21 protein-coding genes and 1 riboswitch are annotated in these 20252 nt (G+C 69.9%); of the genes, 12 read left to right on the top strand and 9 right to left on the bottom strand.

Translation table 11 applies throughout. The features are described 5' to 3' along the window. Positions 1-20: 20 nt before the first annotated feature. A complete protein-coding gene (locus ACFY0U_RS35105; RefSeq protein WP_388642658.1) occupies positions 21-632 on the top strand; it encodes a TetR/AcrR family transcriptional regulator in 612 nt (203 codons plus the stop codon). A gap of 70 nt (positions 633-702) precedes the next feature. Here the strand turns inward: ACFY0U_RS35105 and ACFY0U_RS35100 are convergent, their stop codons facing one another. The 4 genes from ACFY0U_RS35100 to ACFY0U_RS35085 form a co-directional block, all read right to left on the bottom strand. Continuing rightward, positions 703-1026, bottom strand: coding sequence for a DMT family transporter (locus tag ACFY0U_RS35100; protein WP_388642656.1), 324 nt, complete (start codon positions 1024-1026; stop codon positions 703-705). Between the two features lie 76 nt (positions 1027-1102). Beyond that, a complete protein-coding gene (gene rsgA, locus ACFY0U_RS35095) occupies positions 1103-2113 on the bottom strand; it encodes a ribosome small subunit-dependent GTPase A (protein ID WP_388642655.1) in 1011 nt (336 codons plus the stop codon). Positions 2114-2125: 12 nt separating this feature from the next. Beyond that, the gene (gene aroA, locus ACFY0U_RS35090; protein ID WP_388642654.1) at positions 2126-3451 is read right to left on the bottom strand and encodes a 3-phosphoshikimate 1-carboxyvinyltransferase; all 1326 of its coding nucleotides are present in this window, start codon (positions 3449-3451) and stop codon (positions 2126-2128) included. A gap of 159 nt (positions 3452-3610) precedes the next feature. After that, positions 3611-4324 carry a M50 family metallopeptidase gene (locus ACFY0U_RS35085; RefSeq protein ID WP_388642653.1) on the bottom strand — a complete coding sequence of 238 codons (714 nt, stop codon included), beginning with the start codon at positions 4322-4324 and terminating at the stop codon, positions 3611-3613. 50 nt (positions 4325-4374) lie between these two features. On the opposite strand from ACFY0U_RS35085, the gene ACFY0U_RS35080 reads away from it, so the two are divergent. The 10 genes from ACFY0U_RS35080 to ACFY0U_RS35035 all read left to right on the top strand — a co-directional run bounded on the left by ACFY0U_RS35080 (position 4375) and on the right by ACFY0U_RS35035 (position 14319). Further along, entirely contained in the window at positions 4375-5190 is an 816-nt protein-coding gene (locus tag ACFY0U_RS35080; protein WP_388642652.1) for an SOS response-associated peptidase, read from the top strand. 1 nt (position 5191) lies between these two features. Then, positions 5192-5821 carry an alpha/beta family hydrolase gene (locus ACFY0U_RS35075; RefSeq protein WP_388642651.1) on the top strand — a complete coding sequence of 210 codons (630 nt, stop codon included), beginning with the start codon at positions 5192-5194 and terminating at the stop codon, positions 5819-5821. Between the two features lie 257 nt (positions 5822-6078). Continuing rightward, positions 6079-6762, top strand: a complete 684-nt coding sequence (gene sigR / locus ACFY0U_RS35070; RefSeq protein ID WP_388642650.1) for an RNA polymerase sigma factor SigR — start codon at positions 6079-6081, stop codon at positions 6760-6762. After that, a complete protein-coding gene (rsrA, locus tag ACFY0U_RS35065; RefSeq protein ID WP_046260457.1) occupies positions 6759-7064 on the top strand; it encodes a mycothiol system anti-sigma-R factor in 306 nt (101 codons plus the stop codon). The genes sigR and rsrA overlap by 4 nt, the downstream gene beginning before the upstream one ends. A gap of 127 nt (positions 7065-7191) precedes the next feature. Continuing rightward, complete coding sequence (locus ACFY0U_RS35060) at positions 7192-8481, top strand: HD-GYP domain-containing protein (protein ID WP_388642649.1); 1290 nt, start codon at positions 7192-7194, stop codon at positions 8479-8481. Next, the gene (locus tag ACFY0U_RS35055; protein ID WP_388642647.1) at positions 8478-9710 is read left to right on the top strand and encodes an HD-GYP domain-containing protein; all 1233 of its coding nucleotides are present in this window, start codon (positions 8478-8480) and stop codon (positions 9708-9710) included. Before ACFY0U_RS35060 ends, ACFY0U_RS35055 begins: the two co-directional genes overlap by 4 nt. Positions 9711-9815: 105 nt before the next feature. Further along, positions 9816-10796, top strand: coding sequence for a tetratricopeptide repeat protein (locus ACFY0U_RS35050; RefSeq protein ID WP_388642646.1), 981 nt, complete (start codon positions 9816-9818; stop codon positions 10794-10796). Between the two features lie 124 nt (positions 10797-10920). Continuing rightward, positions 10921-11571 (top strand): peptide deformylase, encoded by a 651-nt coding sequence (gene def / locus ACFY0U_RS35045; RefSeq protein ID WP_266822208.1) that lies wholly within the window; start codon positions 10921-10923, stop codon positions 11569-11571. Between the two features lie 289 nt (positions 11572-11860). Beyond that, positions 11861-12946, top strand: coding sequence for an epi-isozizaene synthase (gene cyc1 / locus ACFY0U_RS35040; RefSeq protein WP_388642645.1), 1086 nt, complete (start codon positions 11861-11863; stop codon positions 12944-12946). After that, positions 12943-14319, top strand: a complete 1377-nt coding sequence (locus ACFY0U_RS35035) for a cytochrome P450 (RefSeq protein ID WP_388642644.1) — start codon at positions 12943-12945, stop codon at positions 14317-14319. Before cyc1 ends, ACFY0U_RS35035 begins: the two co-directional genes overlap by 4 nt. A gap of 3 nt (positions 14320-14322) precedes the next feature. On the opposite strand, the gene ACFY0U_RS35030 is transcribed toward ACFY0U_RS35035, so the two are convergent. After that, complete coding sequence (locus ACFY0U_RS35030; protein ID WP_388642643.1) at positions 14323-15288, bottom strand: helix-turn-helix domain-containing protein; 966 nt, start codon at positions 15286-15288, stop codon at positions 14323-14325. A 93-nt stretch (positions 15289-15381) separates the two neighbouring features. Between ACFY0U_RS35030 and ACFY0U_RS35025 the strand changes: the two genes are divergently transcribed. Next, positions 15382-15552, top strand: a complete 171-nt coding sequence (locus ACFY0U_RS35025; protein WP_388642642.1) for a hypothetical protein — start codon at positions 15382-15384, stop codon at positions 15550-15552. Here ACFY0U_RS35025 and ACFY0U_RS35020 read toward each other — a convergent pair. The 4 genes from ACFY0U_RS35020 to ACFY0U_RS35005 all read right to left on the bottom strand — a co-directional run bounded on the left by ACFY0U_RS35020 (position 15519) and on the right by ACFY0U_RS35005 (position 20199). After that, on the bottom strand, positions 15519-15995 hold the full coding sequence (locus tag ACFY0U_RS35020; protein WP_388642640.1) for a hypothetical protein: 477 nt from the start codon (positions 15993-15995) through the stop codon (positions 15519-15521). The genes ACFY0U_RS35025 and ACFY0U_RS35020 overlap by 34 nt on opposite strands. Before the next feature lie 10 nt (positions 15996-16005). After that, on the bottom strand, positions 16006-17022 hold the full coding sequence (locus ACFY0U_RS35015) for a ribonucleotide-diphosphate reductase subunit beta (protein WP_388642638.1): 1017 nt from the start codon (positions 17020-17022) through the stop codon (positions 16006-16008). Next, on the bottom strand, positions 17022-19373 hold the full coding sequence (locus tag ACFY0U_RS35010; RefSeq protein ID WP_388642637.1) for a ribonucleoside-diphosphate reductase subunit alpha: 2352 nt from the start codon (positions 19371-19373) through the stop codon (positions 17022-17024). Before ACFY0U_RS35010 ends, ACFY0U_RS35015 begins: the two co-directional genes overlap by 1 nt. A gap of 149 nt (positions 19374-19522) precedes the next feature. Next, positions 19523-19605, bottom strand: a riboswitch (cobalamin riboswitch). 87 nt (positions 19606-19692) lie between these two features. Next, complete coding sequence (locus ACFY0U_RS35005) at positions 19693-20199, bottom strand: GNAT family N-acetyltransferase (protein ID WP_388642635.1); 507 nt, start codon at positions 20197-20199, stop codon at positions 19693-19695. Positions 20200-20252 lie beyond the last annotated feature (53 nt).

Here is a 20252-nt window from a genome sequence, read left to right as displayed (position 1 = left end):
CCGCTCGCCCCTAGGAGGCGATGATGCCTGCAGCGAGGGAATCCCTGCTGGACGCCGCGTACACGGCGCTGGCCCGTCGGCCGTGGTCCACCGTGCGGATGGTGGATGTCGCCGCGGCGGCAGGAGTGTCCCGGCAGACGCTTTACAACGAGTTCGGGAGCAAGGAGGGGCTGGCCCGCGCGCTGGTGAGAAGGGAGGCCGACGGATATCTCGCCGGCGTCGAGCGCGCGCTCGCCACCCACAGCGACGCGCGTGAGCGGCTGACCGCGACCGCCGAGTGGACCGCCGCCACCGCCAAGGACAACGCGCTCGTACGCGCCATGCTCACCGGCTGCTGGAGCGAGCGGCTGCCCTCCCCGACGCTGTCCGCGGTCCCGTCCTCCTCGGCCGTACCGGCACAGCGCCGGGCGGACGGCCCGCTGCCCTCGCCCGGCGACTTCGTGGCGCTGGTCCGCGACCGTGCCGTAGCGGTGCTCTCCGGCTCCGTCGCGCACAACAAGCAGGACCTCGCCGACCTCGCCCGCTCCTGCGAGCTGACCGTGCGGATCGCGCTGTCCTGCGTGGCGGCCCCGCCGGGTGAGGGAGGGGTCGCGGACCTGGTACGCAGCGCGCTGCACCGGCAGCCGGTGTGAGGGCGGTCGCCTCAGCGGGCCCGCCGTCGCGCAGTCGTCGTCGTGGTTCGCGAGGTCGCCTGACGGGCCCTCAGTGCGCCGAGCCGGACAGCTGGAGGCCGATCACGCCCACGATGACCAGGCTGATCGAGACGAGTTTCAGGGTCGACACCAGGTCGCCGAGGAAGACCATGCCGTAGATCGCGGTGCCCGCCGCCCCGATACCGGTCCACACCGCGTACGCCGGGCCCACGTCGAGCTTCTTCAGCGACAGGGTCAGCAGACCGAAGCTGCCGAGGGCGAAGACGCAGAACGCGACCGTGGGCCACAGTCGAGTGAAACCGTGCGAGAGCTTGAGACACACGGCGAAACCGGTCTCCAACAACCCGGCGACCACCACCAGCAGCCACGCCATGTGCTGTCCTCCCGTATGTCCGGCTCGGTGCGAGTATGCCTTTACCTAACCTGTACGGAGACAAACAACGCGGAGGTCAGTCGCCTTCCTTGCGTTCCCTGGTCGCCAGCAGACGGCGCAGCGAGTACAGGCGCGCCGGGTCCGCGTGTCCCTCTGCTACCCACTCGTCCAGCGCGCAGTCCGGCTCATCATGACTGCACGCTCGGGGACAGCCTTCGGTTCCCGGCACCAGGTCGGGGAACGCGAGGATCACGCGGGACGGATCGACGTGGTGCAGACCGAAGGACCGTACGCCCGGAGTGTCGATCACCCAGCCGTCGTCGCCCGCCAGGGGCAGCGCCAGCGCCGAGGTCGTGGTGTGACGGCCGCGGCCGGTCACCGCGTTCACATGGCCCGTCACACGACGCTGGTCCTTGGGGACCAGCGCGTTCACCAGCGTCGTCTTGCCCACGCCCGAGTGGCCGACGAACGCCGTGATCTTGCCGTTGAGTTCCTCGCGCACCCGGTCCGCCGCGTCGCCGTTCTCCAGCTCCTCGCGGCTGGTGACGACGTACGGGATGTCCAAGTGGCCGTACAGCTCAAGGAGTTTGTCGGGCTGGGCGAGGTCCGACTTCGTCAGGACCAGGAGCGGGGTCAGACCGCCGTCGAACGCCGCGACCAGACAGCGGTCGATGAGACGCGGGCGGGGCTCGGGGTCGGCGAGGGCCGTGACGATCGCCAACTGGTCGGCGTTGGCGACGACCACGCGCTCGTACGGGTCGTCGTCGTCCGCGGTACGGCGCAGGACCGAGGTGCGCGGCTCGATGCGGACGATCCGGGCCAGGGTGTCCTTCTGGCCGGAGAGATCGCCGACGATGGCCACCCGGTCGCCGACGATCGCCGCCTTGCGGCCCAGTTCACGGGCCTTCATCGCCATGACGACCCGGTTCTCGACCAGGCAGGTCAGACGGCCCCGGTCGACGGTGAGGACCATGCCCTCGACCGCCTCCTCGTGCTTGGGGCGGATGTGCGTACGCGGCCGGTTGCCCTTGCGGTTGGGGCGGCTGCGGATGTCGTCCTCGTCGGTGTGCTTGCCGTAGCGGCGCATGGCGTGAGTCCCCTACGCCCCATCGCTCCCGAGCATCCCGGTCCACAGGTCGGGGAAGTCCGGCAGTGTCTTCGCCGTCGTCGCCACGTTCTCGATCTGCACACCCTCCACCGCGAGACCGATGATCGCGCCGGCCGTCGCCATCCGGTGGTCCTCGTACGTGTGGAAGATCCCGCCGTGCAGACGGCGCGGGCGGATGTGCAGCCCGTCGGCCGTCTCGGTCACATCACCGCCGAGCTCGTTGATCTCCTTGGTGAGCGCGGCGAGCCGGTCCGTCTCGTGCAGCCGCAGATGGGCCACCCCACGCAGGGTCGAGGGGGAGTCGGCCACCGCCGCCACCGCCGCGATGCCGGGGGTCAGCTCGCCGACCTCGCTCAGGTCCACGTCGATGCCGTGGATCGACCCCGACCCGGTGAACACCAGGCCGTACTCGGTGAGTTCGCAGGAACCGCCCATCTCGGTGAAGATCTCCCGCAGCCTGTCACCGGGCTGGGTGGTACGCGACGGCCAGTCCGGGACGACGACCTTGCCGCCGGTCACCAGGGCCGCCGCCAGGAACGGCTGGGCGTTGGACAGATCCGGCTCGATCGTCAGGTCCCGGCCCAGCAGCGCACCCGGCGTCACCCGCCAGACATTGGGCTCGCCACCCGACTCCGGCGTGTCGACCTGGGCGCCGACCGCGCGCAGCATGTCGACGGTCATCCGGATGTGCGGCATCGAGGGCAGCGTGGAACCGATGTGGCGGACCTCCACGCCCTGGTTGAAGCGGGGGCCGCTCAGCAGCAGCGCGCTCACGAACTGCGACGACGAGGACGCGTCGATCTCCACCGGACCGCCGTCCAGGGCGCCGCCGCCGTGGACCGTCAGCGGCAGCGCGCCGCGGCCGTCGTCGTCGATACGGGCGCCGAGGACACGCAGGGCGTCGATGACGCCGTTCAGGGGGCGCTCGTACGACCTCGGGTCGCCGTCGAAGCGGATCTCGCCGTCGGCGAGGGCGGCGACGGGGGGGAGGAAGCGCATGACGGTGCCGGCGTTGCCGACGTGCACCGTGGCGGGGCCGCGGAGCCCTGCCGGGAGGACGCGCCAGGACTCGCCCGTGCCGTCGGGGCCCACTCCCTCCTCGATGCCCACGCCCATTTCGCGGAGGGCCGCGGCCATGAGGAGGGTGTCCCGGGAGCGGAGGGGGCGGCGGAGCCAGCCCGGCTCGCTGGCGAGGGCCGCGAGGACCAGGGCGCGGTTCGTGACTGACTTCGACCCCGGGACGTGGACCGTCGCGTCGACGGCTCCGCTCGCATAGGGGGCGGGCCAGAGGGCGGTGTCTGCGGGGTTCAAAGCCATGGGGTCCACTTTAGTGGGGGGCGGTCTTTCGGGTGCGACGCCATCGTGGCTGGTCGCGCCCCGCGGCGGAGCCGCTGATATATACAGCCCCGCGCCTATATACAGCCCCGCGCCTATATACAGCCCCGCGCCCCTGTGATGCGGCCCTTCGGGCCTGCATCACACCTCCAGCAACCACCTGCCGCCGCCTATCAGCGAGCACAGGCTCACCGCGTGGAACAGGAACAACCACAACCCCGCCGGTACGTGCGTCAGGCGCGACAGCTGGTCCGCATCGGAATCACCTGCCCCGCCCCGCACCCGCTTCGCCTGCAACTCGAAAGCGGGACGGACGCCGCCCGCCAACAGGAACCACACCACCGCGTACGCGAACGCGGCCTGCACCTGGGGACCCGCGAGCCACGACACCACCACGAAGGTGCCGCCGGTGACGACCACCGTCAGGGCGCCGTACGCGTTGCGGATCATCACCAGCATCGCGATGAGCAGGGCCGTCGCCAGCCACAGCAGCAACGTGATGCGGCCGGAGGCGAGGAGGGCCGCGCCGCCCAGGCCGAGGAGCGGGGGAGCGGTGTAGCCGGCGGCGGCGGTGAGGATCATGCCGATGCCGTGCGGCTTGCCGCGGCTGACCGTGAGGCCGCTGGTGTCGGAGTGCAGCCGTATGCCGGTCAGCTGGCGGCCGGTGACCAGGGCGATCAGACCGTGGCCGCCCTCGTGGGCGATGGTGATGGCGTTGCGCGAGACACGCCACAGGGGGTGCGGGACCACTATCGCGAGCGCCGCGACCAGGGTGGCCAGGACCACCCACAGGTCGGGGTCGGGCTGGGTTCCGATCAGCTCGTCCCAGAGAGAGGTCGCAGTGCTGGTGTCCATGTTCGGCGGTGGCTCCCTCTGGTCGTACGGCGTCTGGCAGTGTGGCACGTATGTGCGGACGGTATGCAGCGAGTCGTAGGCCCGAGGATCTCGCAGGAATCTTTGAGATCGAGAAGTGGGAGCCCGAGGAGGCACTGGCCCCCGACTACAACGTGGCCCCGACCAAGGAGGTCTATGCCGTCCTCGACCGTCCCCTTAAGGACGCGGATGATCCACGCCCGGTTCGCCAGCTGCGCACGCTCAAGTGGGGACTGGTGCCGAGCTGGTCGAAGACCCCCGAGGGCGGCGCCCGGATGATCAACGCGCGCGCCGAGACCGTCCACGAGAAGCCGTCGTTCAAGCGGGCCTTCTCCTCCCGCCGTTGCATCATCCCCGCCGACGGCTACTACGAGTGGGTCACGGCCAAGGAGGAGCGGGACCTGGAGGTCGAGGGGAAGAAGAAGCGGCCGCGCAAGCAGCCGTACTTCGTGCTGCCGGCCGACGGGTCGGTGTTCGCGATGGCCGGGCTGTACGAGTTCTGGCGCGACAAGACCCTCCCCGACGACCACCCGCAGGCCTGGTGGGTCACCTGCTCGGTCATCACCACCGAGGCCGAGACGACCCCCCTCGCCGTGTCCCCCGCCGACGGACCGCGCGCGCTGGCCGACATCCACCCCCGGATGCCGCTGATGCTCACCCCGGACCGCTGGGACTCCTGGCTGGACCCCTCCCGCACGGACGTCGAGGACCTCCGCTCCCTCCTGGAGCCGCCCCCGGTCGGCCTGATGCGCGCCTACCCGGTCTCCACGGCCGTCAGCAACGTCCGCAACAACGGACCGGAGCTGCTGACCGAGCTGGAGGGGCCCGAAGAGGGCACACTCTTCTAGCGTGACGACCGAGATCATTGCCACCGACGCGGGGGATGCCCGCATCACCTGGCACCCCGCGAAGAAGCCCCGCCTCGTCCTCGCCGTCAGCCATGGCGCGGGCGGCGGTGTCGACGCCCGCGATCTGCGGGCGCTCGCCCAGGTGCTCCCGGGCCACGGTGTGACCGTCGCGCTCGTCGAGCAGCCCTGGCGGGTGGCCGGGAAGAAGGTGGCGTCGCCGCCCAGGACGCTCGACGTGGGATGGCGGGGCATCTGGCCCGCCGTGGCCGGCAAGGGGCTGCCCGTCATCTCCGGCGGGCGCAGTGCCGGGGCCCGGGTCGCCTGCCGTACCGCCGTCGAGCTGGGCGCCGTCGCCGTCCTCGCGCTCAGTTTTCCGCTGCATCCACCCGGCAAGCCCGAGAAGTCCCGTGCCGACGAGCTGCTCGGGGCCGGGGTGCCCACACTGGTCGTCCAGGGCGGGAACGACCCCTTCGGGAAGCCGGAGGAGTTCCCCGACGGCTCCTACGAGCTGGTCGAGGTGCCGTACGGCGATCATGGGTTCGCCGTGCCGAAGAAGGCGGAGATCGGACCGGAACAGGCCGTGACGATCCTCACCGACGCGGTGGTGAAGTGGGCCGGGTCACTCGGGTAAAGGCTCGGGAATGTTGAGCCCCGGAGCTCTGTTGTGGCGGACAGAAGTGCTGAAGAACCGGCACCGACCGTCGTAGAGAGGAAGTCCGCCGCATGGGTTCGACCTTCTGCCCGAGCCGCAGCAGCCGCGCTGACCTGGACTGGACGGTGCTGCACGCGACCAAGACCGGCCCTATTCGGGCGGCGGGCGGACCGGATCGTGTTCTATCCTCCGATTCTGGTGGGATCGGTTTCGCTCCCACCCGCAATCTTGAGGAGGTGGGTCCGGTTCCCGGTACCGACGCAGGGACCGAACACGGCCAGGCGGAGCAGCCCGAGGGCCAGGGCACGAGCACGGAGACCACCTCGGAGCGCAGCGCGCGCTTCGAGCGGGACGCGCTCGAATTCCTCGACCAGATGTACTCGGCCGCCCTGCGCATGACGCGCAACCCGGCCGACGCCGAGGACCTGGTGCAGGAGACGTACGCCAAGGCGTACGCGTCCTTCCACCAGTTCCGCGAGGGCACCAACCTGAAGGCCTGGCTGTACCGGATCCTGACCAACACCTTCATCAACTCGTACCGCAAGAAGCAGCGCGAACCCCAGCGCTCCGCGGCCGAGGAGATCGAGGACTGGCAGCTGGCGCGCGCCGAGTCGCACATGTCGACCGGTCTGCGCTCCGCCGAGTCGCAGGCGCTCGACCACCTGCCCGACTCGGACGTGAAGGAAGCACTCCAGGCGATCCCCGAGGAATTCCGCATCGCGGTCTATCTGGCGGACGTCGAGGGCTTTGCGTACAAGGAGATCGCGGACATCATGGGGACACCCATCGGTACGGTGATGTCCCGGCTGCACCGGGGCCGTCGCCAACTGCGCGGCATGCTCGAGGACTACGCCCGTGAGCGCGGCCTGGTCCCGGCCGGCGCCGGAGAGTCGAACGAAGCGAAAGGTTCGGGCTCATGAGCTGCGGAGAGCCGCACGAGACGGACTGCAGTGAGGTACTCGATCATCTCTACGAGTTCCTCGACAGTGAGATGCCGGACGTCGACCGCGACAAGTTCAAGCAGCACTTCACGGAGTGCTCGCCGTGCCTGGAGAAGTACGGCCTGGAAGAGGCCGTGAAGAAGCTGGTCAAGCGGTGCTGCGGTCATGACGACGTCCCCACCGACCTGCGCTCCAAGGTCCTGGGCCGGCTCGACCTGATCCGCTCCGGACAGGCGGTGCCCGAGCACGACATCACCGCGGCCCCGGCCCAGGAGGCCTGAACTCCCTTCCGGGAACGGGCTGTCGTCACTCGAACGTGCTAATCCGCGGGTAATCGGCCCGCGGAACCCCCTCTTGCCCTCCTAGGCTCCGAAGCTGAGCCGGCTCGGGAGATCTCAAAGGGGCGTCATGGAGGGGACAGCGGCACGTACACGCGTGTACGTGGTCGGTGTCGTCCTCGGTGCCCTGTACTGCGTGCACGCGCTGCCGCAGGTGACCGCCCCCTGGTGGGCGGTGGCCCTGCTCGCCGCCCTCTACGCCGGGGGCGAGCGGCTGTCCGGCACCTTCTACCCCGTGCTGCTCGCCGGGGCGTTCCTGCTGCCGCCCCCGGCCGCCGCGCTCGTCGCGCTGCCGGGGGCGCTGCTGTCCCCGGTCGCACAGCGGCCGCGCGGGATCCGCCGGATCTGGCGGGCCGCCCAACTCGCCGTCGCCGTCTGGGCCGCGTCCCGGGTGCACTGGGCGCTGGGCGGCCGGGACGCCGTGGTGGCCCCCGACTTTCCCTATGTGCTCGTCCCGGCCGGGGCGGCCGTTCTCGCCTTCTGTCTGGTGCTCACCGTCCTGGACGGGGGCATCCTGGCGCTGGCCGAGCGGGTGCCCGTACGACTGGCCTGGCGCGGTCTGTTCGTCCGTTCCCTCGCGCCGATCGCCGTGCACGGGCTCGCCGGGCTGATGATGGCCGTGCTGTGGCGCAGCCCGTACGGGCCCGTCGCCGCGCTGCTCGTGCTGCTGCCGATGTGCGTGTCCTGGTGGGCCTTCGCCCAGTACCACCGGGAACAGGCCGCCCATCAGGCCACCATCCGCGCGCTCGTGCAGGCCGTCGACATCAAGGACGAGTACACCCGCGGGCACAGCGAGCGTGTCGGACAGGCCTCGATGATGATCGCCCGCGAGCTGGGCATGGACGAGGGCCGCATCGAGGTGCTCCGGTTCGCCGGGATCCTCCACGACGTCGGCAAGCTGGGCGTGCCGACGCGGCTGCTGCGCAAGGACGGGCCGCTGACCCCGGAGGAGCGGCGCGTCATCGAGCTGCATCCCGAGTACGGGCACGAGATGGTGCGGGGGATCTCGTTCCTGGGGGAGGCGCGGGCGGCCGTACTGCATCATCACGAGCGGCTGGACGGGAGCGGGTATCCGTACGGACTGGTGGGGAGCCAGATCCCCGAGTCCGCGCGGGTGGTCGCGGTCGCCGACGCCTTCGACGCGATGACGTCGACGCGGTCGTACCGGCGGGCACGGCCTGTCGCCACCGCGCTGGAGGAGCTGGAGCGGTGCGCGGGGTCGCAGTTCGACCCGCGGATGGTGACGGCTCTCGTGCGGGCGTTGGGCAGGCACGGCTGGCACCCCGCCGTGACCGCGGACGAGGAGCGCCCGCCCCGGCCCCGGCGACCGGTCGCCGGCCGCTCCGGAGCACGCCGATGAGATGGCCCCGGCTGCTCGTGCACGGCTCGGCGGGGCTGCTCGCCCTCGTCTCGCTCGCCGTCATCCTCTGGACCGGCCTGGAGGAGCGCGGGGCCGCGCTGGCCTTCGGAGTGCTGATCACCGTCGGTGAGCTCGCCAGGTGGACCGGCGCCCGGGTCCGGGAGGCCGCGCCGCTCGGGGCCGCCGGGGCGCTGGCGTACGCGCTGCTCGGGGCGGACGCCGGGCGGCCCACCACGCACGGGGTCCTCCAGGTGGTCACCGTCGTGCTCGCCGCCGCGCTCCTCGGCAGCGTGCCGCACATCGCGCGCGGGCAGGGTCCGATGGTCGACCATCTCTCGCGCCGCCTGCTCAGCACCGCGTTCTGCGCCGTCTGCTTCCAGCCCCTGTACAACCGGGGCGTTCTCGACGCCTGGGGCGGACCGGCGTACGCCCTCGTACTGATCGCGCTCCTCGCCCTCACCGCGCTCTGCGACGCCGTGCTCGCCGCCGCGCTCGCCCACTCCCGCACCCGCTGGCCCTTCCCCCCGCTGCTCAGGCACGAGCTGCGGGCTCTGCTCGGCATCGGGTCCGCCGTCTGCGCGACCGGCGCGGTGATGGCCCTCGCGGTCGCCGTCGCCGGACTGTGGGCGCTGCCCGTCTTCTGCCTGCCGCTGCTCCTCACCCAGCTGGCCTTCCGGCGGTACGCGGCCGTACGGACCACCTACCGGCAGACCATCGCCTCCCTCGCCCGGGCCACCGAGATAGCCGGGTACACCCCCGCAGGCCATGCCCGCCGTGTCGCCGAGCTCTGCAAGGCCGTGGGGCGGGACCTGGGGCTGACCGGGCCCGATCTCACCGTCCTGGAGTACGCCGCCCTCATGCACGACATCGGACAGCTGAGCCTGATCGATCCGGTGCCGGCGGGGGCCACCGCGGGGCTGCCCACCGAGGAGCAGCGGCGGATCGCCCTGCTCGGCGGGGCCGTCGTCCGGCAGACGGGGGTGGACGGCACGGTCGCCGTGGTCGTGGAGCGGCAGGCCGACCCCTATCGGCAGCAGCCCGTCGCCGCGCGGATCGTGCGGACGGTCAACGCCTACGAGGAGAAGGCGCGGGACGCCGGGCCCGGCGGGCCCCTCACCGCCCTGGAGGAGCTGCGTCTGGCCACCGCGGGGGACTACGCGCCCGAGGTCGTGGAGGCGCTGGCCAGGGTGCTGGCGAGGGACTGTCTTACCTTGCCCTCGGTTGGGTAACCCATGGGTAATGAGCGCCCTTCCAGCCGCGCATGGTTGGATGCGAAGAAGAGGGTGTCCGGGGGCAGTGGCCAGCCCACTGAACGGAACTGGCAGGCGGGAATCGTGAGGATCTTCGGCAAGGGACGGCACCGGCCCTCCGCCTCCTGGCGGCAGGCCACAGACCGCGCGTTCACGCTGATCGGCGACGGTCGGTACGAGGACGCGGGCGCGCTGCTGACGCGGGCCGCCGACCTGGAGCCCTGGCTGTCCGAGTCCTGGTTCAACCTCGCCCTGCTGCACAAGTTCCGGCACGACTGGGAGCAGGCCCGGGCGGCGGGACTCAGGGCCGTCGCGCTGCTCGACCGCGAGACGGGCGCACCCGACTGGTGGAACGTCGGCATCGCGGCCACCGCGCTCCAGGACTGGCCGCTGGCCCGGCGGGCCTGGCAGGCTTACGGGCTGCGGGTGCCGGGCGGGGCCGCGGACCCCGGGGAGCCGGTCGGCATGGACCTCGGCAGCGCCGCGGTGCGGCTGTCGCCGGAGGGCGAGGCGGAGGTGGTCTGGGGCCGTCGTCTGGACCCCGCTCGCATCGAGGTGCTGTCGATTCCGCTGCCGTCCTCCGGGCGGCGGTGGGGTGAGGTCGTGCTCCACGACGGGGTGCCGCACGGGGAGCGCACCACTGTGGCCGGGCACTCGTATCCCGTGTTCGACGAGATCGAGCTGTGGGCGCCTTCGCCGGTGCCGACGTGGGTGGTGCTGCTGGAGGCGGCGACCGAGGCGGACCGGGACGCGTTGGAGCAGCTCGCCGCCGATGCGGGGTTCGCGGCGGAGGACTGGTCTTCTTCGGTGCGGTTGCTGTGCCGGATGTGCTCGGAGTCGCGGATGCCGTCCGATGAGGGGGACGGGGAGCATCTGGATCCGCACGATCACAGTGAGCCGGGGCATCCGGGGCCGCTCGGGCATCGGACGGACGGGCAGTTGTGGGTGCCGGAGCGGGAGTGCGGGGTGGCTGCGCCGGCTGCGCTGGTTCGGGGGTTGCTGGACGGGTGGGTTGCCGATAGCCCTGATTCTCGTGACTGGCGTGATCTTGAAGAGGTGTGCTGACTGATTTCGGCTGCCGGTCCGTTGTGGCTGGTCGCGCAGTTCCCCGCGCCCCTGCGGGGCGCGTCCCCCTTACCCTGTATCAGCATCTACCCCCTGTTTTGGTTTGAGGAAGGCATCGTCGGTCATGGCGCAGCAGGACACCGATCAGCAGCACGCGGGCGTGCTCCCCGTGGACGACGAGGGCTTCGTCATCGACACCGAGGAGACCGAGGAGCGGGAGAACGGCTGGCGGGAGCGTGGGACCTCGCGGCCCATCACCGTCGTCGGGAACCCGGTGCTGCACAAGGAGTGCAAGGACGTCACCGAGTTCGGCGCGGAGCTGGACCAGCTGGTGGCGGACATGTTCGCCTCGCAGCGCACCGCCGAGGGTGTGGGCCTGGCCGCCAACCAGATCGGTGTCGACCTGAAGGTCTTCGTGTACGACTGCATGGACGACGAGGGCAAGCGGCACGTCGGTGTGGTCTGCAACCCCAAGCTCGTCGACCTGCCCGCCGACCGGCGGGTCCTGGACGACAGCAACGAGGGCTGTCTGTCGGTGCCGACCGCGTACGCGCCGCTGGCCCGCCCGGACTACGCGGAGCTGACCGGGCAGGACGAGAAGGGCAACCCGATCAAGGTGCGCGGCACCGGGTACTTCGCTCGGTGTTTGCAGCACGAGACGGATCACCTCTACGGGTACCTCTACATCGACCGGCTCTCCAAGCGTGAACGCAAGGACGCGCTGCGGCAGATGGCCGAGAACGAGCCCCGCTACCCCGTGGTCGCCAACGACTGAGGCCTCTCGGGATCACACAAGTCCCGTACGCACGGCGTCTGTTCAGGTTTCCCTCCCTGACCAGGCGCCGTTCGTCTGTCCGTCGCACGTTCGATCGTATGTGCTCCCTTAGTGATCCAGATTCAGTCACACAAGGGGAGATTCTCGGCACTGTGGGGTAGTGAATGGTGCAAATCCGTTCCCAGATCGGTCAGTTGTGGTGCTGAATGGGAAGTGCGGGGATACGCAACGGCGCACGCCCGGCACGGCGGGAGGGCGTGCGCAACTGGCGGCTGAGAGGGGTTAGTTCGTGCATGCTTTCTCACACGGCACCACATCGACACCGACAGCGATCGCGGTCCCACCGTCGCTCTCTCTCCCGGTGATCGAGGCGGCGTTTCCCCGGCAACTCCACTCGTATTGGCCCCAGCTCCAGGAGAAGACACGTACCTGGCTGCTGGAAAAGCGGCTCATGCCGGCCGACAAGGTGGAGGAATATGCCGACGGTCTTTGCTACACGGACCTCATGGCGGGCTACTACCTGGGCGCCCCGGACGAGGTCCTCCAGGCGATAGCGGACTACAGCGCGTGGTTCTTCGTCTGGGACGACCGGCACGACCGCGACATCGTCCACCACCGGCGCGAGGCCTGGCGGCGGCTCAGGTACCGGCTGCACGCGGCACTCGACTCCCCCGAGGAGCACCTGCACCACGAGGATCCCCTGGTAGCCGCCTTCGCCGACACCATGGTGCGGCTGTACGCGTTCCTGCCCGGCACCTGGAACGCGCGCTTCGCCCGGCACTTCCACTCGGTGATCGAGGCGTACGACCGGGAATTCCACAACCGCACCGAAGGTGTCGTGCCGACCGTCGAGGAATACCTCGCGCTCCGGCGCCTGACTTTCGCGCACTGGATCTGGACCGATCTGCTGGAGCCGAGCGCGGGCCGGGAACTCCCGGACCGGGTGCGGAAACACCCGGCATATCGGCGTGCGGCACTTCTGAGCCAGGAATTCGCCGCCTGGTACAACGACCTCTGCTCGCTGCCGAAGGAAATAGCGGGCGACGAGGTCCACAATCTCGGAATCAGCCTCATCAAACACGAGGGGCTGACACTCGAGGAAGCGATAAGGGAAGTGCGGCGACGGGTCGAGGAATGCATCTGTGAATTCCTGGTCGCCGAGAAATCAGCCCTGCGGTTCGCCGCCTCGCTCGACGACGGAACCCTGCGCGGAAAAGACCTGAGCGCCACCGTGCGGGCCTGCGTCGGCAATATGCGCAACTGGTTCAGCACCGTCTACTGGTTCCACCACGAGTCCGGCCGCTACATGGTCGACAGCTGGGACGACCGGTCCACACCCCCGTACGTCGACAACGAAGCGGCAGGTGAGAAATGACCGTCGAGTCTGTGAAGCCCGAGACCCCGGTGACACCGGAGTCCGGGTTACGTGAGCCGGTCCTCGCGGGAGGGGCCGTTCCGGTCCTCGGGCACGGGCTGAAGCTGCTGCGGGATCCGCTGGCCTTCATGTCCCAGCTGCGGGACCACGGCGACGTGGTACGGCTCAAGCTCGGCCCCAAGACGGTGTACGCCGTCACCACACCGGCCCTCACCGGGGCCATGGCACTCAACCCCGACTACGTCATCGACGGGCCCCTGTGGCAGTCCCTGGAGGGCCTGCTCGGCAAGGAGGGCGTGGCCACCGCCAACGGTCCGCGGCACCGGCGCCAGCGGCGCACCATCCAGCCCGCGTTCCGGCTGGACGCGATCCCCGGGTACGGGCCGATCATGGAGGAGGAGGCACACGCGCTGACGACGCGCTGGCGGCCCGGCGAGACCATCGACTGCACCTCCGAGTCCTTCCGCGTGGCGGTGCGCATCGCGGCCCGCTGTCTGCTGCGCGGCGACTTCATGGACGAGCGGGCCGAGCGGCTGTGCGTCGCGCTCGCCACCGTCTTCCGCGGTATGTACCGGCGGATGGTCGTCCCGCTCGGACCCCTGTACAACCTGCCCCTGCCGCCCAACCGGAAATTCAACGCGGCCCTGGCCGATTTGCATCTGCTGGTCGACGAGATCGTCGCCGAGCGCCGCGCATCTGGTCAAAAGCCGGACGATTTGCTGACGGCATTGCTGGAGGCGACGGACGACAATGGGGACCCCATCGGGGAACAGGAGATCCACGACCAGGTGGTCGCCATACTCACCCCGGGCAGTGAAACAGTCGCCTCCACGATCATGTGGCTGCTCCAGGTGCTCGCGGAACATCCGGAACACGCGGACAGGGTGCGCGAGGAGGTTCAATCCGTAACGGGCGGCCGTCCTGTCGCATTCGACGATGTCCGGGCGCTGACCCACACGAACAATGTCGTCGTCGAGGCCATGCGTTTGCGCCCCGCCGTGTGGATATTGACGCGCCGGGCGGTCGCCGACACGGAACTCGGTGGGTATCGCATTCCGGCCGGGGCCGACATCGTGTACAGCCCGTACGCGATCCAGCGCGATGCGAAGTCGTACAAGGGCAACCTGGAGTTCGACCCCGACCGCTGGCTTCCGGAGCGGGTCAAGGAGGTGCCGAAATACGCCATGAGCCCGTTCAGCGTGGGCAACCGCAAGTGCCCGAGCGACCACTTCTCGATGGCGCAGCTGTCGCTGATCACGGCGGCGGTCTCGACGAAGTACCGCTTCGAGCAGGTGTCGGGCTCCGACGACGGGACGCGGGTGGGCATCACGCTCCGCCCGCACAAACTGCTGCTGCGGCCCGTCGAGAGGTGAGGCTCAGGCCGCTTCCGGCCCCCTGAACGCCCGTCGGTAGGCGTTCGGGGTGGTCCCCAGTGCCCGCACGAACTGGTGGCGCAGTGCGGCCGCGGTGCCGAACCCGGTTCGACCCGCGACCGCGTCCACCGTCTCGTCGGTCCCCTCCAGCAACTGCTGGGCCAGCAGCACGCGTTGGCGCAGGATCCAGCGGTAGGGGGTGGTGCCCGTCTCCTGCTGGAAGCGGCGGGCGAAGGTGCGCGGGGACATGTGGGCGCGGTCGGCGAGCTGTTCGACGGTGACGTCCTCGTCGAGGTGCTGCTCCATCCACACCAGCACCTCGCCGACGGTGTCGCAGGAGTCCTTCGGCAGGGGCCGTTCGATGTACTGCGCCTGTCCGCCGTCCCGGTGCGGCGGTACGACCATGCGCCGGGCGATCTTGTTGGCGACCTCGGGTCCCTGTTCCTTGCGGACGATGTGCAGACAGGCGTCGATGCCGGCGGCGGTGCCGGCGGAGGTGATCACCGGGTCCTCGTCGACGTACAGGACGTCGGGCTCGATGATCGCGCGCGGGTTGCGTACGGCGAGCTCGTCAGCCTGCCGCCAGTGCACACTGCACCGGCGCCCGTCGAGCAGCCCGGCGGCGCCGAGCACGAAGACGCCGGAGCAGACGCTGAGCACCCGGGCGCCCCGGTCGACGGCCCTTCTCAGCGCGTCGAGCAGCTCGGGCGGATAGTCGCGCACGACGTAGTCCGCCCCCGCCGGTACGGCGATCAGGTCGGCCTCCTCCAGCCGCTCCAGCCCGTAGGGCGTACCCACGGTGAGGCCGCCGACATGGGTGGTGAGCGACGGACCCTCCGCCGAGGCGACCGCGAAGTCGTACGTCGGCAGTCCCTCGTCGCTGCGGTCGATGCCGAACACCTCGCAGATCACCCCGAGTTCGAAGGGGTGCACGCCGTCGAGCAGGACGGTGGCCACGTTCTTCAGCATGTTCCCCAGTATGCCTCGGAAGTGGCAGTAAATCGAGGTTGTACGGCAGTCCTGCCACTGTTGGTAAGGAGTGTTCAGCGCGAGAGTGGTGACATGACCCCAGCACAGACAGAAGGACTGATCGGAATGCTCATCGTTCTCGGAATCCTGATTCTGCTGGTCGCCCCCGCAGTGGTCGGCATCGTGCGCGATCGTCGTATCGACCGCGAGATCCGCGACGCGCACCGGCGCTACTTCACCACCACGGCGACCCACCACTCCTGAATCCCCTGGCACGCGACCCGGCCGGCCTCCGTGGCGCACAGCGGACGGGACGCACCGAGCCGTACCGTGCCCGCCGAGACCGCCTCGAACGCGGCGTTCGCGTCACCCGGCAGCAGCACGATGCCGCTGTTGGCGGCCTCCAGCCCGCTGCCCTCGGCGGTGACCGGTGTCCACGGCCGGTTCCTCGTCCCGTCCAGGGCGACCCGGACCGTGCCGCCCACCGTCAGACACACCGTGCGGCCGCTGTCGGCGGCGTGCAGTTCCGGCACGGACGTACAGCCGGAAGGCGAAGGCGACACGGAGTCACCGCTGTCACCTTCGTCGCCGCCGGTCTGGGTTCCGCACCCGGCCAGCAGCAGGGCTGTCACGGCGAGAGTCGCGATACGGCGCATGAAGAATCCCTCCTCACCGATGTGACGTACCAGCGGCGAGGAGGGATCCATGATCTTCAGGTCAGAAGTCCTCGTCCAGGTCGACCGTGCCCTCCACGGCGACCTGGTACGCGGACGGCCGCCGCTCGAAGAAGTTGGTCAGTTCCTGGACACCCTGGAGCTCCATGAAGGAGAAGGGGTTCTCGGAGCCGTACACCGGGGCGAAGCCGAGGCGGGTGAGGCGCTGGTCGGCGACGCACTCCAGGTACTGGCGCATCGACTCGGTGTTCATGCCCGGCAGACCGTCACCGCACAGGTCGCGCCCGAACTGGAGCTCGGCCTCGACGGCCTCCTTCAGCATGTCGGTGACCTGCTGCTTGAGCTGGTCGTCGAAGAGCTCCGGCTCCTCCTTGCGGACGGTGTCGACGACCTCGAACGCGAAGGACATGTGCATGGTCTCGTCTCGGAACACCCAGTTGGTCCCGGTCGCCAGGCCGTGCAGCAGGCCCCGGCTGCGGAACCAGTAGACGTACGCGAAGGCGCCGTAGAAGAAGAGGCCCTCGATGCACGCGGCGAAGCAGATCAGGTTGAGGAGGAAGCGGCGGCGGTCGGCCTTTGTCTCCAGGCGGTCCAGCTTCTCGACCGAGTCCATCCACTTGAAGCAGAACTCGGCCTTCTCACGGATGGAGGGGATGTTCTCCACCGCGTCGAAGGCGGCCGCGCGGTCCTCCGGGTCGGGGAGGTAGGTGTCGAGCAGCGTCAGGTAGAACTGGACGTGGACCGCTTCCTCGAAGAGCTGGCGCGACAGGTACAGGCGCGCCTCCGGGGAGTTGATGTGCTTGTAGAGGGTCAGCACGAGGTTGTTCGCCACGATCGAGTCGCCCGTCGCGAAGAACGCGACCAGCCGGCCGATCATGTGCTGCTCGCCCTCGGACAGCTTCGCCAGGTCGGCGACGTCCGAGTGGAGGTCGACCTCCTCGACGGTCCAGGTGTTCTTGATGGCGTCCCGGTAGCGCTCGTAGAAGTCCGGGTAGCGCATGGGGCGCAGAGTCAGCTCGAAGCCCGGGTCGAGCAGGTTCTGGTTCTGGGTGGTGGGCATTACTGGCAGGCCTCGCAGGACTCGGGGTTTTCCAGGGAGCAGGCGACCGCGTCGGGGTCAGCGGCCTGCTGCACGGGGACAGTTGCTTGTGCCGCGCGGGCGATCCTCGTCGCCGGGCGCGAGCGCAGGTAGTACGTCGTCTTCAGGCCCTGCTTCCAGGCGTACGCGTACATCGAGGAGAGCTTGCCGATGGTCGGCGTCTCCAGGAACAGGTTCAGGGACTGGGACTGGTCCAGGAACGGGGTACGGTCCGCCGCCATGTCGATCAGGCCGCGCTGCGAGATCTCCCACGCCGTGCGGTACAGGTCGCGGACGTCCTGCGGCACCCAGGTGAAGCCCTGCACCGAGCCGTTGGACTCGCGCAGCGCCTCACGGGTCTGCGCGTCCCAGACGCCGAGCTTCTTCAACTCGGCCACCAGGTAGGAGTTGACCTGGAGGAACTCGCCGGACAGCGTCTCGCGCTTGAAGAGGTTGGAGACCTGCGGCTCGATGCACTCGTACACGCCCGCGATCGAGGCGATGGTGGCCGTCGGGGCGATCGCCAGCAACAGCGAGTTGCGCATGCCGACCGTCGCGATCCGCTCGCGCAGCGCCGCCCAGCGCTCCGGCCAGGTCAGCTCCACGTCGTAGTGGTCGGGGTGCAGGACACCCTTCGCGGTACGGGTCTTCTCCCACGCCGGCAGCGGGCCGTTGCGCTCGGCCAGGTCGGCGGAGGCCTCGTACGCGGCGAGCATGACGCGCTCGGCGATACGGGTGGACAGGGCCTTCGCCTCGGGGGAGTCGAAGGGCAGCCGCAGCTTGAAGAAGACGTCCTGGAGGCCCATCGCGCCCAGGCCCACCGGGCGCCAGCGGGCGTTGGAGCGGCCCGCCTGCTCGGTCGGGTAGAAGTTGATGTCGACGACCCGGTCGAGGAAGGTGACGGCGGTGCGGACGGTCTCGTCCAGCCGCTCCCAGTCGATGCCGCCGTCGACCACGAACGCGCCCAGGTTCACCGAGCCCAGGTTGCAGACCGCCGTCTCCCCGTCGTCGGTCACCTCCAGGATCTCCGTGCAGAGGTTGGAGGAGTGGACGACGTGGCCCGCCTCGGCCGTCTGGTTGGCGGTGCGGTTGGCGGCGTCCTTGAAGGTCATCCAGCCGTTGCCGGTCTGCGCGAGCGTGCGCATCATGCGGCCGTACAGGTCACGGGCCGGGATGGTCTTCTTGGCGAGGCCGTCCGCCTCCGCCTTGCGGTACGCCGCGTCGAACTCCGCTCCCCACAGGTCGACCAGCTCGGGCACGTCGGAGGGGGAGAACAGGGACCACTGACCGTCGGCGTTCACGCGGCGCATGAACTCGTCCGGGATCCAGTGCGCCAGGTTCAGGTTGTGCGTACGCCGGGCGTCCTCACCGGTGTTGTCCCGCAGCTCCAGGAACTCCTCGATGTCGGAGTGCCAGGTCTCCAGGTACACCGCGGCGGCGCCCTTGCGCCGGCCACCCTGGTTCACCGCGGCGACCGAGGCGTCGAGCGTCTTCAGGAACGGGACGATGCCGTTGGAGTGCCCGTTGGTGCCCCGGATCAGCGAACCGCGGCTGCGGATACGGGAGTACGACAGTCCGATGCCGCCGGCGTGCTTGGAGAGACGGGCGACCTGGTGGTAGCGGTCGTAGATGGAGTCCAGCTCGTCCAGCGGGGAGTCGAGGAGGTAGCAGGACGACATCTGGGGGTGCCGGGTGCCGGAGTTGAAGAGCGTGGGGGAGGAGGGGAGGTAGTCGAGGCGGCTCATGAGCCCGTAGAGCGCGGCGACTTCGTCCAGGGCACGGGGGGTGTCGTCCTCGGCGAGGCCGGACGCCACCCGGAGCATGAAGTGCTGGGGCGTTTCGATGACCTTGCGGGTGATCGGGTGCCGCAGGAGGTAGCGGCTGTGCAGGGTGCGCAGGCCGAAGTAGCCGAAGCGGTCGTCGCCGGCCGGGTCGATCAGCGCGTCCAGGCGAGCCGCGTGGATACGGACGAACTCCGCGGTGCGGTCCGCGACCAGGCCCTCACGGTGGCCGACCGCGACCGACTCGGTGAAGGTCGTGACGCCCTGCGAGGCAGCCTCGGCGGCGATGCTGATCGTCAGCAGCCGGGCGGCGAGGCGGGAGTACGCCGGGTCCTCGGAGATCAGCCCCGCGGCCGCCTCCGTCGCCAGCTCGCGCAGCTCCGACTCGTCGGCCCGGGCGGACCGGCCGCGCAGCGCGGCGGCGGCGACCCGTCCGGGGTCGGCGTCGGGGAGGTCGGCGGTCAGCTCGGTCAGGGTCCGCAGCAGCGCGGTACCGGGACCGTCGGTCTCCGCCTGGGTCACTGAGGCCGGGTCGACTGGCGCGATGGTCACGTGGGGGCTCTCCCTCGCTCGGCACGGGGGCCTGGCGGAGGGCAGGGGGCAGCACACGAGCGCACGCGGGCGTCGCGTCCACCGGCCCACTCCACGAGGCCCGGACGTCTTGGCACCCGGGCCACGGCGGCCTGGGCACACTGTCGACAGGTCCTCGGACTGACTCTCATATGCGCTTATGCACGCATGAGCACACCGTTGCGGGACAGTTCCGGATTCGCACCGGATTCCCCTGCGGCGACAGCGAGCATGAGCATACATCTTGTGTCGGGTTCCGGTGGCACCCCCAGATGTTGTGTCGCGGCGACTTCGGAGCGTGTCAGAGCGTCAACTCATAGGTGACGAGCGTGAAGTCGTCGCCCGGGATCGGTTTCCAGTCGCGCTCGGGGGCGCGGACGAAGCCGAGGCGCTCGTAGATGCGGTGGGCGGCGTACATCACGGGCTGGGTCGACAGGACCATGCCGGTGCAGTTCTCGGTGGCTCTGGCACGGTCGACGCAGGCGCGTACGAGGGCCTCTCCGGCGCCTCGGCCCCGGGCCGCCTGGGCCACGGCGAGCATACGGATCTCCGCCTCTCCGGGGCGGGCGCGTTCGGCCATGAGCCCGCCGGACGGGGAGACGTAGGTGACGGTGCCGACGGGCTCGCCGCCGAGGGTGGCCACGAGCACGTCGGCCGTGGCGGCACGCTTGGCGACGTCTCTGAGTTCGCCCAGGTACCAGTCGCTCTCGCCGAAGGTCAGGAGCCCGTCCAGGAGGTAGGCCTGGGCTGTGATCTCGCCGATCGTGGCGTATTCGCTCGGGTCCGCTGCCCGGATCTCGATGTCCATGAGGGCGAGTGTGCACGACGGACACGACAACGGGCCGCCGGATGTACCGACGG

Origin of the sequence: Streptomyces sp. NPDC001536, assembly GCF_042894505.1 — a bacterium.
Lineage (GTDB): Bacteria > Actinomycetota > Actinomycetes > Streptomycetales > Streptomycetaceae > Streptomyces.
The sequence above is the reverse complement of the archived record's forward strand: the minus strand, read 5'-3'. Positions and strand labels throughout refer to the sequence as shown.